9 protein-coding genes are annotated in these 15762 nt (G+C 70.6%); 6 read left to right on the top strand and 3 right to left on the bottom strand.

The window, feature by feature from the left end; translation table 11 throughout:
* The first annotated feature begins 5 nt into the window (after window positions 1-5).
* The 6 genes from AB0D12_RS14015 to galE all read left to right on the top strand — a co-directional run bounded on the left by AB0D12_RS14015 (window position 6) and on the right by galE (window position 10456).
* The gene (locus AB0D12_RS14015) at window positions 6-3950 is read left to right on the top strand and encodes an Rne/Rng family ribonuclease (protein WP_362681039.1); all 3945 of its coding nucleotides are present in this window, start codon (window positions 6-8) and stop codon (window positions 3948-3950) included.
* Between the two features lie 340 nt (window positions 3951-4290).
* Complete coding sequence (locus AB0D12_RS14010) at window positions 4291-5409, top strand: DegT/DnrJ/EryC1/StrS family aminotransferase (protein WP_362681036.1); 1119 nt, start codon at window positions 4291-4293, stop codon at window positions 5407-5409.
* Complete coding sequence (locus AB0D12_RS14005; RefSeq protein WP_362681033.1) at window positions 5406-6419, top strand: Gfo/Idh/MocA family oxidoreductase; 1014 nt, start codon at window positions 5406-5408, stop codon at window positions 6417-6419. The genes AB0D12_RS14010 and AB0D12_RS14005 overlap by 4 nt, the downstream gene beginning before the upstream one ends.
* Window positions 6420-6430: 11 nt before the next feature.
* Window positions 6431-8059 (top strand): glycosyltransferase, encoded by a 1629-nt coding sequence (locus tag AB0D12_RS14000; RefSeq protein WP_362681030.1) that lies wholly within the window; start codon window positions 6431-6433, stop codon window positions 8057-8059.
* Complete coding sequence (locus AB0D12_RS13995; protein ID WP_362681027.1) at window positions 8056-9339, top strand: nucleotide sugar dehydrogenase; 1284 nt, start codon at window positions 8056-8058, stop codon at window positions 9337-9339. The genes AB0D12_RS14000 and AB0D12_RS13995 overlap by 4 nt, the downstream gene beginning before the upstream one ends.
* Window positions 9340-9475: 136 nt before the next feature.
* A complete protein-coding gene (galE, locus tag AB0D12_RS13990) occupies window positions 9476-10456 on the top strand; it encodes a UDP-glucose 4-epimerase GalE (protein ID WP_362681024.1) in 981 nt (326 codons plus the stop codon).
* Window positions 10457-10580: 124 nt separating this feature from the next.
* Here galE and AB0D12_RS13985 read toward each other — a convergent pair whose 3' ends face one another.
* The 3 genes from AB0D12_RS13985 to wecB form a co-directional block, all read right to left on the bottom strand.
* Window positions 10581-12722: a glycosyltransferase family 1 protein gene (locus AB0D12_RS13985; RefSeq protein ID WP_362681021.1), complete on the bottom strand. Its 2142-nt coding sequence runs from the start codon at window positions 12720-12722 to the stop codon at window positions 10581-10583.
* Window positions 12719-14074 carry a glycosyltransferase gene (locus tag AB0D12_RS13980; RefSeq protein WP_362681018.1) on the bottom strand — a complete coding sequence of 452 codons (1356 nt, stop codon included), beginning with the start codon at window positions 14072-14074 and terminating at the stop codon, window positions 12719-12721. Before AB0D12_RS13980 ends, AB0D12_RS13985 begins: the two co-directional genes overlap by 4 nt.
* 167 nt (window positions 14075-14241) lie before the next feature.
* Complete coding sequence (gene wecB / locus AB0D12_RS13975) at window positions 14242-15345, bottom strand: UDP-N-acetylglucosamine 2-epimerase (non-hydrolyzing) (RefSeq protein ID WP_362681015.1); 1104 nt, start codon at window positions 15343-15345, stop codon at window positions 14242-14244.
* Between the last annotated feature and the right edge of the window lie 417 nt (window positions 15346-15762).

Here is a 15762-nt window from a genome sequence, read left to right as displayed (position 1 = left end):
CCCGCATGCTCGAGCCGAACGAATCCGGCACTGCCGGAGACACAGAGAACAATTCCCCGAGCGACACGTTGCCGCCGCGCCGCAGGCGCCGCGCCGCGTCGCGTCCCGCAGGACCGCCGACCGCGGCCGCGGGTACCAAGGACGCCGTGGAAGCCACGGACGTCGCTGACGTTGCTGACGTCACTGAGAGCGTCGCTCCGGCCGCAGCGGCCGTGGAGAGCACCGAGAGCGCCGAGCCGGAGGCCGCCGCGCCGCGTACGCGCCGTCGTGCGACTCGTAAGGCGACCGCGCCTGCCGGTGCGCCGCAGTCGGTCGAGGCCGCTGAGGCCGAGGCTCCCGCCGCCGAGGTGTCCGAGGCCGAGGCCGCCGCGCCGCGTAGCCGCCGTCGTGCGACTCGTAAGGCGACCGCGCCCGCCGGTGCGCCGCAGCCGGTGGAGGCCGCTGAGGCCGAGGCTCCCGCCACCGAGGTGTCCGAGGCCGAGGCCGAGGCCGCTGCCCCGCGTAGCCGCCGCCGTGCGACCCGTAAGGCCACCGCGCCCGAGCCGGTCGCCGAAGCCGTGCCCGCCGCCGAGGACGAGGCCGAGACCCCGGCCGAGGCCCCCGAGCCGCGTGGCCGTGCCCGCCGCCGGGCCTCCGCGCCCGCCGGTGCGCCGCAGGCCGCCGAGGCTATGGAGACTGCCGAGGCCGCGGAGACCGCCGAGCCCGCGGAGGAGGCGGCCCCCACGGGCCGTAGCCGCCGCCGCGCCACCCGTAAGGCCACCGCGCCCGCCGGCGCCCCGCAGGCCGACGAGAACGGCGTCGCCGACGCGGGCGAGAGCCTGCCGCAGGACGTGGTGGCACAGATTGCCGCGGACGAGGCCGAGGTCGCGGCCGCCGCGAAGGCGGCGACACGGGGCCGTACGCGCCGCCGTGCCGTCTCGCCCGAGTTCACCGCCCAGCCGAAGGCCGAGAAGGCCGAGGAGGCCGAGAAGGCCGAGGCGCCCGCGCGTGGCCGCCGCGCCACCCGGCCCGCCGTCGCCGTCTTCCAGGCCCCGGTGTTCACCGAGCCGATGTTCCAGACCCCGGAGACGGCCGCCGCGGCCGCCGCCGCTGCCGTGGGGGCGGAGCCGGAGGAGGACGAGGAGTACGTCGAGCCGGTCGCTGAGCCCGTCGCCGCCGAGCCCGCCGAGCCCGCCGGACGTCGCCGTCGCCGCCGCCGTGGCGAGCCCGCCGAGCCCGTCGAGGCCCCGGCGCCCGTGGCGCAGGAGGCCGAGCCCGAGGCGGAGACCGAGTCCGAGCAGGCCGCCGAGGCCGGTGAGGCCGATGAGTCGGACGAGTTCGAGGACCGCCCGTCGCGTCGTCGCCGCCGTGGTGGCCGTCGCCGTCGCCGTGGCGAGCCCGCCGACGCAGACGAGACCTCGGAGGAGGCCGACGAGGCCGCCGCCGAGGACATCCAGGACGACGAGGAAGCCGCGGACGACGAGGAGCAGGGCGACACCGAGACCCCCTCGGCCGCCGGCACCAGCAGCAGCCGTCGCCGGCGTCGCCGGCGTCGCCGCAGCGGTGACTCCGGGCCCGAGGACGAGACGGGTTCGGGCGACCCCGAGCGTACGGTCGTCAAGGTCCGCGAGCCGCGCGCCCCGCGTGCCAAGAGCGACGAGCCGTCCGACGAGGTGCAGTCCATCAAGGGCTCGACCCGTCTGGAGGCGAAGAAGCAGCGCCGCCGCGAGGGCCGCGAGCAGGGCCGCCGCCGGGTGCCGATCATCACGGAGGCCGAGTTCCTGGCCCGCCGTGAGGCCGTCGAGCGTGTGATGGTCGTCCGGCAGAGCGGCGAGCGCACCCAGATCGGTGTCCTCGAGGACAACGTGCTCGTCGAGCACTACGTCAACAAGGAGGAGGCGACCTCGTACGTCGGCAATGTCTACCTGGGCAAGGTGCAGAACGTACTGCCGTCCATGGAGGCCGCGTTCGTCGACATCGGCAAGGGGCGCAACGCCGTCCTGTACGCCGGCGAGGTCAACTTCGAGGCGCTGGGCATGGCCAACGGCCCGCGCCGTATCGAGGTCGCGCTGAAGTCCGGCCAGTCGGTCCTCGTCCAGGTGACCAAGGACCCGATCGGCCACAAGGGCGCCCGCCTGACCAGCCAGGTCTCGCTGCCCGGCCGCTACCTGGTCTATGTGCCCGAGGGCTCGATGACCGGTATCAGCCGCAAGCTGCCCGACACCGAGCGTGCGCGTCTGAAGACCATCCTCAAGAAGATCGTCCCCGAGGACGCGGGCGTCATCGTGCGTACCGCCGCCGAGGGCGCGAGCGAGGACGAACTGCGCCGCGACGTCGAGCGGTTGCAGGGGCAGTGGGAGGACATCCAGAAGAAGTCCAAGAGCGGCAATGCCCCGACGCTGCTCTACGGCGAGCCGGACATGACCGTCCGCGTCGTCCGCGACATCTTCAACGAGGACTTCTCGAAGGTCATCGTCAGCGGTGACGAGGCGTGGGACACCATTCACGGGTATGTCTCGCACGTCGCGCCGGACCTGGTCGACCGCCTGCGGCGGTGGACCAGCGAGGTCGACGTCTTCGCGTCGAACCGCATCGACGAGCAGCTGATGAAGGCGCTGGACCGCAAGGTCTGGCTGCCGAGCGGTGGCTCGCTGGTGATCGACAAGACCGAGGCCATGATCGTGGTCGACGTCAACACCGGGAAGTTCACCGGCCAGGGCGGCAACCTCGAGGAGACCGTCACCAGGAACAACCTGGAGGCGGCCGAGGAGATCGTGCGCCAGCTGCGGCTGCGCGACCTGGGCGGCATCGTCGTCGTCGACTTCATCGACATGGTGCTGGAGTCCAACCGGGACCTGGTCATGCGGCGGCTGCTCGAGTGCCTGGGCCGCGACCGTACGAAGCACCAGGTGGCCGAGGTCACCTCGCTGGGCCTGGTCCAGATGACCCGTAAGCGGGTGGGCCAGGGTCTGCTGGAGTCCTTCTCCGAGACCTGCGTCCACTGCAACGGCCGCGGTGTGATCGTGCACATGGAGCAGCCGACCACCGCCGGTGGCGGTGGCGGCGGCAAGCGCTCCAAGAAGCGCGGCCGCGGCGGCGCGGAGCACGTGCACGAGCTCGAGCACGAGGCCGTCGTCGAGGCCGAGGCCGAGACCGAGGCGGAGATCGCCGCCGAGGTGGCTGCCCCGGTGGCGCTGGCGGAGCCCGAGTTCGTGCCGGACGAGGAGCTGTACAGCAGCGCCGCGGAGGCGGAGGCCGCCGCGACGCGCGGGCGTGGCCGCCGCCGGGCGACCCGTAAGGCGACGGCTCCGGCCGGTGCGCCGAAGGCCGCGGAGGTCAAGGCGGCGGAGGTAACGGTCGCCCAGCCCGTGGCCGAGGAGCCGAAGGCCCCGGAGGTCACGTCCGTGGCCCCGGTCGCCGAGCCGGCGGCGCCCGCGGAGGAGGCGGCCCCGACGGGCCGTACCCGCCGCCGGGCGACCCGTAAGGCGACGGCTCCGGCCGGCTCCCCGGCGACGTCGGAGCCGACGGTCGTGGAGACCACGGTCAAGGAGACCGCAGCCGCGCCCGAGGCCAAGGCCGAGGCGCCCGTCGAGGCTCCCGCAGCCGAGGAGGCTCCCGTCGCGGTTCCGCCGCGTGCGCGGCGCCGGGTGACCCGCAAGGTCACCGCTCCCGCCGGTTCGCCCTCGGGCGCGGAGGAGGCCGCGGTCGTCGTGGTCCCCGCCACGCACGAGTCGCAGGCGGAGCCGGAGGCCGGGACAGCGGAGACCGCGGAGACCGAGAACGAGGCTCCGGCCAAGAAGACGGCCCGCAAGGCCGCCAAGAAGGCCACCGCGAAGAAGGCTGCCACCAAGAAGACGGCGGCCAAGAAGACTGCGGCGAAGAAGACGACCGCCAAGAAGGCCACGGCGAAGAAGACCGCGGCCGCCGAGCAGCAGACGCTGTCGTCGGTGTCGGCATCGACCGACAGCTGAACAGCTGAACAGTTGATGAGGCTTCAGTGAACGGATCATGTCCCACCCCGCAGCCCGCGGGGTGGGACGTGGTTTTTGTCGCCGAATCGATGCGGTGCTGCGTTAACAGCCCTGAAATTCGCTAGGTAATCCCTGATAATGTGACGGCGGTCGCTGCCGGGTGTGGTCCCGTTCCGGACACTACGGTGGGTGACCGGCCCGGTTCGGGACAAGACCGGTCCCAGAATCCTCGGTAGGGCGTCGGCTTCGCGCCGGAGGGGTTTGCGCGGCCTCGTGAGACGTCCGCACGGCCCCTGATCCTCTGCCATAAAGAGTTCAGCGGTGTTCAAGGAGGACGTCCATGACGAGCAGCAACCAGCAGCCCATTCCCGCTGCCCGCCCGGTGATCGGTGAGGAAGAGATCGAGGCGGCGGTACGCGTACTGCGTTCCGGCAGGGTCGTACAGGGCCCGGAAGTGGCGGCATTCGAGGAGGGCTTCTCGGAGCTGGTCGAGGGGCGCCATTGCGTGGCCGTCAACTCGGGTACCTCCGCACTGCACCTCCTTCTGCTGGCACTTGGTATCGGCCCGGGTGACGAAGTAATCGTTCCTTCGTTCTCGTTCGCCGCCTCGGCGAACGCGGTCCGCCTGGTCGGTGCCGACGTTGTCTTCGCCGACATCGAGCCCGGCAGCTACGGCCTGGACCCGGCGGCGGTCGAGGCCGCCATCACTCCGCGCACCGCCGCGATCATGCCGGTGCACCTCTACGGCCACCCGGCCGCGATGGACAAGATCATGCCCATCGCCGCCAAGCACAAGCTGGCCGTGGTCGAGGACGCCTGCCAGGCGCACGCCGCGGCGCTGAACGGCACCCCGGTCGGCGCTTTCGGCTCCGGCGGCACGTTCAGCTTCTACCCGACCAAGAACATGCACTCCCTCGAGGGCGGCATGATCTCCACCGGTGACGCCGAGGTCGCCCGCACCCTGCGCCTGCTGCGCAACCAGGGCATGGAGCAGCGGTACGCCAACGAGATCGTCGGCGCCAACATGCGGATGACCGACGTCGCCGCCGCCGTCGGCCGCGTACAGCTGTCGAAGCTGGGCGGCTGGACCGAGCAGCGCATCGCCAACGCCGCGTACCTCACCGAGCACATCACGGCGCCGAACGTGCAGACCCCGACGGTCGCCGAGGGCGCGCGCCACATCTACCACCAGTACACGATCCGGATCACAGGGGACCGCGACGCCGCGATGGCGAAGCTCACCGAGGCGGGCGTCGGCAACGCCGTGTACTACCCGACCCCGATCCACCGGCTGAAGCCGTACTGGGAGCCGGACCAGAAAGCCGGCCGTAACTGGCACCTGCCCGAGACCGAGCGCGCGGCCTCCGAGGTCGTCTCGCTGCCGGTGCATCCTTCGCTGACCGCGGAGGACCTCGAGCGCATCGCCGCCGCCGTGAACGATCTTGGAGAGAATCTGTGACCACCCGGGGACTGCGAGCCGGCCTGATCGGCCTCGGCTCGATGGGCCGCCACCACGCCCGCGTACTCGCCGGTCTCGAGGGCGTCGAGCTTGTCGCCGTCGTCGACCCGATGGGTGACAAGAACGGCTGGGGGCAGGGCGCCCCTGTGCTGTCGACCGTCGAGGAGCTCATCGCGCTCGGCATCGACTACGCCGTCGTGGCCTGCCCGACCGCCCTGCACGAGGAAGTCGGTCTCAAGCTCGCCGAGGCCGGTGTCAGTGCGCTGGTCGAGAAGCCGGTCGCGGACACCGTGGAAGGCGCCCGCCGCCTCGTCGAGGCCTTCGAGTCGCGCGGCCTGGTCGCCGGCGTCGGCCACATCGAGCGCTGCAACCCCGCGCTGCGCTCGCTGCGCCAGCGCCTGGAGGCCGGCGAGCTCGGCGACGTCTACCAGGTCGTCACCCGCCGCCAGGGCCCCTTCCCGCACCGCATCGCCGATGTCGGCGTGGTCAAGGACCTCGCCACCCACGACATCGACCTCACCGGGTGGGTGACGGGCCAGACGTACACCTCGATCTCCGCCCGTACGGTCTCCAAGTCGGGCCGTCCGCACGAGGACATGGTCTCCGCGGTCGGTCAGCTCTCCGACGGCACCATGGTCAACCACCTGGTCAACTGGCTGAGCCCGCTCAAGGAGCGGTTCACCTCGGTCACCGGTGAGAAGGGCTGCTTCATCGCGGACACCCTCACCGCCGACCTGACCTTCTACTCCAACGCCGCCCAGGCCACCGAGTGGGAGGCCCTGCAGGCCTTCCGCGGTGTCGCCGAGGGCGACATGATCCGCTACGCCATCCCGAAGCGTGAGCCGCTGCTGGTCGAGCACGAGCTCTTCCGCGACGCGGTCCTCGGCAAGTCCCAGGACATCTGCACGCTCCGCCAAGGCCTTCGTACGGTCGAAGTGGCGGCCGCGGTGCTGGAATCCGCTTCCCTCGGCATCACCGTCGATCTCTCCGCGCACGCCGCGGCCCAGTAGGGCGAGGAGCCTTGACCAGTCCTGATGTCACCGTCGTCGTCGCCGTGTACAACACGATGCCGTATCTGACGGAATGCCTTAACTCTCTTGTCGGGCAGAGCATTGGCCTGGACAGGCTCGAGATCGTGGCCGTCGACGACGGTTCCACGGACGACAGCGGAGCGGAGCTCGACCGCTTCGCCAAGAAGTACCCGGACACCGTCAAGGTGATACACCAGGCGAACTCCGGTGGCCCCGCCGCGCCCAGCAACACGGCGCTGGACGTGGCCACCGGACGTTACGTGTATTTCATCGGCTCCGACGACTACCTCGGCAAAGAGGCGTTGGAGCGGATGGTGGCCTGTGCTGAGAAGCACGAATCCGACGTCGTGGTCGGCAAGATGGTCGGCACCAACGGCCGTTATGTCCATCAGGCGCTGTTCAAGAAGAGCGACCCGGACGTCAGCCTGTACGACTCGGCACTGCCGTTCACGCTGGCCAACACCAAGCTCTTCCGCCGTGAGCTGGTGGAGAAGTACCACCTGCGCTTCCCCGAGGACCTGCCGGTCGGCAGCGACCAGCCGTTCACCATCGAGGCGTGTGTCCGGGCCCGGAAGATCTCGGTGCTCGCGGACTACACGTACTACTACGCGGTCAAGCGCGGGGACGCGAGCAACATCACCTACCGGGCGAATCATCTCGCCCGGCTCGGCTGCACCGCGAAGATCCTCAAGCACGCGGCCGGACTGATCGAGGCGGGACCGCAGCGGGACTTCGTCTTCAAGCGCCACTTCACCTGGGAGCTTTCCAAGCTCATCCAGGGCGACTTCCCGGCGCTCGACCCGCAGACCAGGCGCGAGGTGTGCGCCGGTATCGCCGATCTGGCCGACGAGTACCTCACGGACGGTCTGAGCGACTCGCTGCCGGTCATGCGACGGGTCAGGCTCGCCCTGGCCAGGCGCGGCGCGGTGGACGAGCTCGTCGCGGCGATCGTGGCGGAGGAGGAGAACGGCGCGCCGCCGTTCCGCCTGGAGGACGACAGGGCCTTCGCGCTCTACCCGGGCTTCAGGGACCCCGCGATGGATCTCCCCGACCGGGTCTTCGAGGTGGTCGGGGAATCGGTGCCCGGCCGGCTTTCGGCCCGGACCGAGCTGGTCTCGGCCGAGTGGGAGCAGAACGGCGACGATCTGTCCCTGGCGCTGGCGGTACGGACCGGGCTCACCGGTGACACCGACTCGGCCGTCGTCCGGCTCGTCCAGGGCGCGATGCCCAAGAGCGCGGACAAGGCCGGCGCCCGCAGGCTGCCCGCCGGCCATGAACTCCCCGCACCCGTGGGGGAGTTCACTCAGGAAGTCACTGCTGACGGCGCCGGCACGGTCGTCCGTGCGCGGATTCCGATCCAGCCCCGCCAGGCCTCGCTCGGCGTGCGCCTCTATGTGGATGTCGCAGGCTGGACGTACGAGATCCCGGTGCGCGGCAAGGATCTGCCGATGCCGCTCGCCCGGCGCTGGCGCAGTGGCACCCCGTATCGAGTGGCGGCGCGCGTGAATCCCAAGGGCCGGATGGTCATCCAGACCGGTCTGCTGTTCCCGCCCGCGCAAAGATGGTGGTCGCGCGTGCGACCCCTGCTGGTCCGGTTGAAGAGGAAAGTATCCCGATGAATATCTGTGTAGTCGCGCTCGGCAAGATCGGGCTTCCGCTCGCCGTGCAGTTCGCCGCCAAGGGCCACCGGGTGATCGGCGCCGACGTCAACGAGAAGGTCGTCGAGCTGGTCAACGCCGGCACCGAGCCCTTCCCCGGCGAGCACGACCTCGACCGTCTGCTCAAGGAGACCGTCGGCGCCGGGCTGCTGTCCGCGACCACCGACACCGCGGCTGCCGTCGCCGAGTCCGACGCCGTCGTGGTCGTGGTCCCGCTGTTCGTGGACGCCGAGGGCGTGCCGGACTTCGGCTGGATGGACTCCGCGACCAAGGCGATCGCCGCCGGCCTCAAGCCCGGCACCCTCGTCTCGTACGAGACCACCCTGCCGGTCGGCACCACCCGCACCCGCTGGGCCCCGATGCTGGAGCAGGGCTCCGGCCTCACCGCGGGCAAGGACTTCCACCTGGTCTTCTCGCCGGAGCGCGTCCTCACCGGCCGTGTCTTCGCCGACCTGCGCCGCTACCCCAAGCTCGTCGGCGGCACCGACGAGGCCTCGACGCAGCGCGGTGTGGAGTTCTACGAGCAGGTGCTCGACTTCGACGAGCGCGCGGACCTGGCGCAGCCGAACGGCGTCTGGGACCTGGGCACCGCCGAGGCCTCGGAGCTGGCGAAGCTCGCCGAGACCACCTACCGCGACGTCAACATCGGCCTGGCGAACCAGTTCGCCCGCTTCGCCGACAAGAACGACATCGACGTCAAGAAGGTCATCGAGGCCTGCAACTCGCAGCCGTACAGCCACATCCACCAGCCCGGTATCGCGGTCGGCGGCCACTGCATCCCGATCTACCCGCGGATGTACCTGTGGAACGACCCGGAGGCCACCGTCGTGCGCTCGGCGCGCGAGGCGAACGCCGCCATGCCGGAGTACGCCGTCGACCTGCTGGCCGCCGCCTACGGCGACCTGGACGGCGTGGGCGTGCTGGTGCTCGGCGCCGCCTACCGCGGCGGCGTGAAGGAGACGGCCTTCTCCGGCGTCTTCCCGACCGTCGAGGCCCTCAAGGCGCGCGGGGCCGTCCCCTTCGTGTCGGACCCGATGTACACCTCCGAGGAGCTGGCCGCGCACGACCTCACTCCGCACGAGGGCCAGGTCGTCACCGCCGCGATCCTGCAGGCCGACCACGCCGAGTACCGCGAGCTGGCCGCCACCGACCTGCCGGACGTCCGCGTCCTGGTCGACGGCCGGCGCACCACCGACCCGGCGCGCTGGGAAGGCGTCCGCCGCGTCGTCATCGGCGGCTGACGCTGCCACCGCGCCTGACCGGCGCCGCTCCCGCGGAGGCTCTCGCGGGGGTTGCTCAATTGATGGCTGATCTACGAGACGAAGGCCCTGCCCCGCGTAGTTGGTGGGGCAGGGCCGAGTTGCAGAGGGTTTCCCCATGACCTGGTTGATTACTGGCGGCGCCGGATACATCGGCTCGCACGTGGTGAAGGCGATGACCGACGGCGGCGAGCGTGTCGTCGTCCTCGACGACCTCAGCACGGGCAGCACCGAGCGGCTGTCCGCCGGAGTCCCGCTGGAGGTGGGCTCGGTACTCGACCGTGAGCTGGTCGACCGCGTCCTGCGCGAGCACTCCGTCACCGGCATCGTGCATCTCGCGGGCAAGAAGCAGGTCGGCGAGTCCGTCGCGCTGCCGCTGCACTACTACTACGAGAACGTCGAGGGGCTGCGGACCGTTCTGGCCGCGGCCGCCGACGCCGATGTGCGCCGGTTCCTGTTCTCCTCCTCCGCATCGGTCTACGGCATGCCCGATGTCGACCTGGTCACCGAGCAGACGCCGTGCCTGCCGATGAGCCCGTACGGCGAGACCAAGCTGGCCGGCGAGTGGCTGGTCACAGCCGTCGGCAAAGCACACGGTATGGCGACGGCCTCACTGCGCTACTTCAACGTCGCGGGCGCCGCCTCGCCCGAACTCGGTGACGACGGCATCTTCAATCTGGTGCCGATGGTCTTCGAGCGCCTCACGGCCGGCGAGTCGCCGCGTATCTTCGGCGATGACTACCGGACGCCCGACGGCACCTGCATCCGCGACTACATCCATGTCGAGGACATCGCCTCCGCCCATGTCGCGGCGGCGCGGCGGCTCGCCGAGGACGCCTCGGCCTCGCTGATCCTCAACATCGGCCGCGGCGAAGGCGTTTCGGTCGCCGAGATGGTCACCACCATCCAGGACGTCACCGGTCGGGAAGACCTCAAGCCGGTGGTCACCGAGCGCCGTCCCGGCGACCCCGCACGGGTCGTGGCGGCGGCCGACCGGATCCGTGAGGAGCTGGGCTGGCAGGCGCGCCACGACGTGCGCGCGATGGTCACATCGGCTTGGGCGGGCTGGTGCCTGCGCCACCCGGAGGCGCGCGGCTGAGCAGGTCCACCGCGCAGATCGGCCGCGCAGGTCCACCGCGCAGATCGGCCGCGCAGATTCACTGCCTGTACGAAGGAAGGGCCCCCGGGATTCCCGGGGGCCCTTCCTTCGTACGCGCGCTGTCCTACTCGCCGAGCAGCAGCTTGTCGAAGCGCCGGCTCACCACGGGCCAGTCCCACGCGGAGAGCGCATGCTCGGAGGCGAGCTTGCCCGCGTTCCGCCAGCTCTCCTCGGTCGCGGTGGTCTCGAGGATGCGCTTCGCGGCCTCCTCGGGAGAGCCGACGACCCAGCCCTCGGGGTAGAGCGTCCGGGCGCTGTGCTCGCGCCCGGCGTAGAACGGCCAGTCGCGGACGACGGGGACGGCGGCGCTCGCCGCGCCCTCCATCAGCCCGACGTGGCAGCCCTCACGCACCGAGGAGCTGAGGATCGTGCCGATCTCAGTGAGCGCGGACGGCACATCGTCGGTCGGCCCGAGACGTACCACCGCACCGGACTCCTCCAGCGGCGCCAGCTGCTTCTCGAACTCCGCGAGGTAGTCCTTGGTGGCGCGGCTGGTCTGGCGGTCCATGTCGCTGCCGACCAGCAGCAGCCGGTAGCGCTCGTCCGCCTTGCGCACCCGCTGCAGTACGTCGATGGCCCACAGCGGGTCCTTCGCGACCTGCGAGATACCGATGAGCCCGAGGTTGAAACGGGCGTCGGCCGACTTCGCGCGGTTGAAGGCGCTCAGGTCCATGGCGTTGTCGAGCATGTGCGTACGCGGCGCCTGCGGACCGCGCAGCTGCGGAACCAGCGAGGTCGTCAGGTCCTGCACATGGTCCGCGACGTACACGAGGTCGTCCACACGCGAGAAGTCGACCAGGTGCGGCCAGCGGGTGAAGGCCTCGTAGCTGTGCAGCCGGACGACGATCCGGGTGTCGCCCGGGTCGATCGTCGTGAGCATCACGGCCGGTGCCACACACCAGTCGAGGAACACCGTGTCGGCCCAGTCCAGATGGGGCCGCATGAGCGTCTCGACCTGCTCCGCGTAGAGGGCGTCGCCCCCGAGACGGTTCTCTATCATCCGCCGGCCGGCCCACGAGAGGCGCTTCATGGCCGGGCTGGCCGCCAGGTCCAGGTAGCGGACCTCGACGCCCTGGTGGGCCTCGTAGTGGGACAGGATCAGCTTCAGGAAGTTGTCGTTGGCGCTCGTGGTGACCAGCAGCCGCAGCGGCCGGTCGGCCGGTGGCGTGGCGGCGGGAGTCTTCCTGCCGCGCGGATCCACGATCTTCTTCATGACCGCCGAGCGGTGCACCGGCGCGGAGAAGGCCTCGGGGTCGGCGGCCAGCGGAGAGCTCAACTGGTCGATGTGAACGACCCGGTGGAAGCCGAGAACGAGCGCACGGTCCAGCGTGGACGCCGCCGCAGCCGGGTCACCGGCCTTGTAGTACTCGTCCGCGGAGGCCAGCAGCTCGTTGACCGTACGGTCCAGAGCACGCGGTGCGATGCCCTTGTTGAGTTCGGTCTTGACCGCCTCGTCCAGCAGCCCGGTCCTGATCTTCCGGTCCGAGATGCGCCCCGCGGCGGTGGTCAGCGCGAGCGTCGCGCCACCGGGCCGGCCGGCCCAGCGCATGCCCTCCGCCACCTGGCGGGACAGCGCGGCCCGCACCTTGGCGGGCACACCGGGCGCGCCGAGGGCGGTGCGCCACAGCCGGGCGCCGACGGAGCTGCGCATCACGGGGCGTGCGGTGGCCGTACGCAGCATGGTCTGGGGCAGCGCCTTGGCCTGGCGGCGTACATCGCTGGCGAGCAGCGCCGGCGGCGGCACGAGTGCCTTCCGCCTGGTCGCAACCGCGGACGGACGGCCCGGGACACGCGGATTCTCCAGAGCCCTCAGAGCCGGCGCGATACCGAAGGAGGCACCGGCGCCGGTGTTGTACTGGGCCAGCCGCCAGACCGTGTACACGGCGTTCGCGTCGAGCGCGACGAGCTGCTGCGCGCCCAGCCCGTGCCGGCGCAGCCAGACGTTGCGACGGCTCTGGACCCACAGCCGCCGACTGTGCGGCACCTTCTTCAGCTTGCGCCGCGTGGAGGTGCTCAGATGCCCTATCCCGTACGGCAGTTGGTGGTACCCGTCCAGCTCGAGCCGGTCGAGTTCCTCCTGGCAGCCCTTTGCGTCGAAGGCACAGGCCAGGTAGACGCTGGCGCCGAGAGCGCGGAACTTCTGCACCGCACCGGCCAGCACGCCGAGCTGCGGCTGGGAGGCGGCGACAAGCAGCACATCGGTCACGGGGTGGGACCTCCGGCGACGATCGACTTCGGGGAGCGGTTGTCCACATCCGCGGTTCCGGCGGACTGGGAGATGGTGGCTCCGGGAAGCGCGGCAGGCCCGCCGTGGTCCGCCGCGAGCCGGTTGACCAGGTTCTTCACGGCGACGGACATCAGCGCCTCGCGGGTGAACTGGTCGGCGTGCGCCATCGCTTCCGCGTGCACCTCGTCGCTCGTCTCGACGGCCATGTGCGCCGCCCTGACGAAGGACTCCGCCAGGCCCTCCTCGTCGAGACCCACGGCGCCGGTCCACAGGGGGTGACCCTGCAGGACGTTCGAGGCGTCGTGCTCGACGACGTGCGCCGAGACGATCGGCAGGCCGGTGGCCATGTACTCGTAGACCTTGCCGGAGGTCACATAGCGACCGCCGATCAGGATGAGCACCATCGCGTCCCAGCGGGCGTAGATGGAGGAGACCTCGGCCTTGGCGGCGGGCCCGCCGAAGGAGACGCCGTCGGCCTCGGCCTGCTTGAGCATCTCGGAGTGCTTGTTGGCCTCGCGGCCCGCTCCGTTGCCGATGTGGCCGCGTACCTCGAAGCGTGCGTTGGCGAGCAGCGGCTCCCGCTCACGGGCGGCACGCCAGGCGTTGAGCACCGTTTCCAGGTGCGCGGGCGTGAAGTTGACCGTGCCCAGGTAACCGAAGACAAGACCGGACTCGGGGTCCGGGTTGTGCGCCCGGCCGGGCGAGCTGTCGGCGTCGTAACCGTTGCGTACGACCTCGACGCGGGAGGCGATCTCCGGGTAGCGGGCGCGGTAGTGGTCGGCGATCGGGTCGTTCACGACCCACAGCGAGACCGCGTTGTCGAGGACCTTCTGCTCCCAGTGGCCCAGCTCCGAGTCCTTGGTGAAGGCCTCGATGCCGGTGATCACGTCGATGGACCAGCCGTCGCGGAAGTCCACCGCGTACGGAACGCGGGCCTCTTCCCAGAGCTTCCAGGCCGCAGCGAGGTTCACATACGGAACGCAGCTGGCCACGAGCAGGTCCGCCGGGTGCTCCTGGTGAATGTCGAGCACGGCCTTCTCGAGCGCGCCGCGCCACTCGCCGAAGTTCGGCTCGGGGAACGGCTTCTGCTGCCGCTTGCGCAGCTGCGTGACCCACTTGTTGGGGTTGAGCGCGCGCTCCTCCCCGTAGAGGCGGATGTCCGTTTCCAGGTCCTCGCGGGAAAGCGGCAGCTCGACGATCTTCACCCGGGGGTCGACCTGCTCGAGGAGCGTGAGGTCAACGCCCGAGTCCCGCTCCCAGGACTCCTGGGCGATGTTGACGACGGTGACATCCCAGCCCGCCTTGCAGAACTGGTTCGCCGTCTCGCGCATGCGGTATGCGCTGCTCTTCGCAGCCGGCGGGAAGCCGATGGCGAGATAGATGACATGAGGCCGAGTGCTTTCTGAGGGCAGCCCGGACCTGGGAGACGCTGACATAAACGGTGACGCTAGCACGGTGACATGTACGGATTCGGGCCCCCTGTGAAGCCCTGTGTCCGTCACGCGCGCCGGCTGCCCCCCTTCCACTGTTCCATGATCCGGACAACATTCTGCGCGGCTCGTCCGTCGCCGTACGGCGTACCCGGGTCGGCCGTCGGAACCGCGCGGGTGACGGTGGCGGCCCACTCGTCGGCGGAGAGCTCGTGCGGGTCGGGAACCAAGACGTTCCAACCGGTGTCCACGGTTTCCACCCACTCGGTCTCGGGACGGATCGTGGTGGTGATCCGCTCCAGGAGGAAGGCTTCCTTCTGGAGACCGCCGGAGTCGGTGACGACACCGGTCGAGGCCAGGACCGCGGCGACCAGACCGGCGTACGGCAGCGGGCGGCCGACGTGCACCGAGCCCTGCGCGAGGTCGATGCCGTGCTGCTCGGCGCGCGCGACCAGGCGCGGGTGCGCGAGCAGCGCCACCGGCACCGGCAGCTTGGCCAGCGAGCCGATGATCGCGGCGAGGCGCTCGGGGTCGTCGGTGTTGTCGGGCCGGTGCAGGGTCGCCAGCAGGAACGGCTTCGAGGGGTCGATGCCCTCGGGCAGCGCGGGCGCCGCGTGCTCGCCGGCGAGGACCGCGTCGCGGATGCGCAGGCAGATGTCGACCATGACGTCACCGGCGAGTACGGCGCGGTCCTTGAGGCCCTCGTCGGCGAGGTGGCGCATGGCCTCCTCGGTCGGGGCCAGCAGGACGTCGGCGCAGTGGTCGGTCAGCACGCGGTTGTGCTCCTCCGGCATACGCCGGTTGAAGGAGCGCAGGCCGGCCTCGAGGTGCGCGACCGGGAGGTGCATCTTCACGGCCGACAGCGCACCGGCGATCGTGGAGTTGGTGTCGCCGTAGACGAGGACCCAGTCCGGCTGCTCGCGCTCGAGGACCGGGTCGAGCGCGGTGAGCACCGAACCGGTCTGGACGCCGTGGCTGCCGGAGCCGACACCGAGGTGGACATCCGGGTCCGGGATGCCGAGTCCGTCGAAGAAGACGTCGGAGAGGTCGGCGTCGTAGTGCTGCCCGGTGTGCACGATGAAGTGCTCGTGCTCCGTCTCGGAGAACGCGGCCGCGATGGGTGCGAGCTTCACCAATTGAGGACGGGCACCGACGATGCTGATGACTTTCACTGAACACTCTTCTTCTGGGTCAGGTCACTGGCGGGGCGTGTCACGGTCTCATACTGCTGGCCGACACCCCGCGCGATCGCGCCACAGCCGGTGCGGCGGGACAGCCCGGTGCGGCACACGCGCCCGGGGGTGCTCTACCCAATGGTAGGCAATCGCCGAGGTGAGCAGGCTCGCGGCCCGGCCGTCGCAGGGAAGTCGGTGCTTTCCAGCCCATCGTCAGGACGTCCCACCTGTGCGACGAGTACTCGGATAACGATTCTGTGAACGAGCCGCGGGGCGGCCGGGCGCTCCTGTGGCCTGTCCGCGCGGGGCGGATGCCGTACTGCGGCTGTCGTACTATCGACGCGCAAGTTTCGCGGGGCGGTCACGGGAAAGTCGACGGTGTGCCATGGCGGTCTGGTCCGGACGGAAATCTGC

Source organism: Streptomyces sp. NPDC048479 (assembly GCF_040651435.1).
Taxonomy (GTDB): Bacteria; Actinomycetota; Actinomycetes; order Streptomycetales; family Streptomycetaceae; genus Streptomyces.
Note: the sequence above shows the minus strand (reverse complement) of the source record. Positions and strands in the feature narration are given on the sequence as shown.

What these genes read in the sequence shown, in the direction of transcription:
- AB0D12_RS13995 (WP_362681027.1), top strand. Translation starts at nt 8,056, where the DNA reads ATGAATATCTGTGTAGTCGCGCTCGGCAAGATCGGGCTTCCGCTCGCC.
- AB0D12_RS14010 (WP_362681036.1), top strand. Translation starts at nt 4,291, where the DNA reads ATGACGAGCAGCAACCAGCAGCCCATTCCCGCTGCCCGCCCGGTGATC.
- galE (WP_362681024.1), top strand. Translation starts at nt 9,476, where the DNA reads ATGACCTGGTTGATTACTGGCGGCGCCGGATACATCGGCTCGCACGTG.
- AB0D12_RS14015 (WP_362681039.1), top strand. Translation starts at nt 6, where the DNA reads ATGCTCGAGCCGAACGAATCCGGCACTGCCGGAGACACAGAGAACAAT.
- AB0D12_RS13980 (WP_362681018.1), bottom strand. Translation starts at nt 14,074, where the DNA reads ATGCGCGAGACGGCGAACCAGTTCTGCAAGGCGGGCTGGGATGTCACC.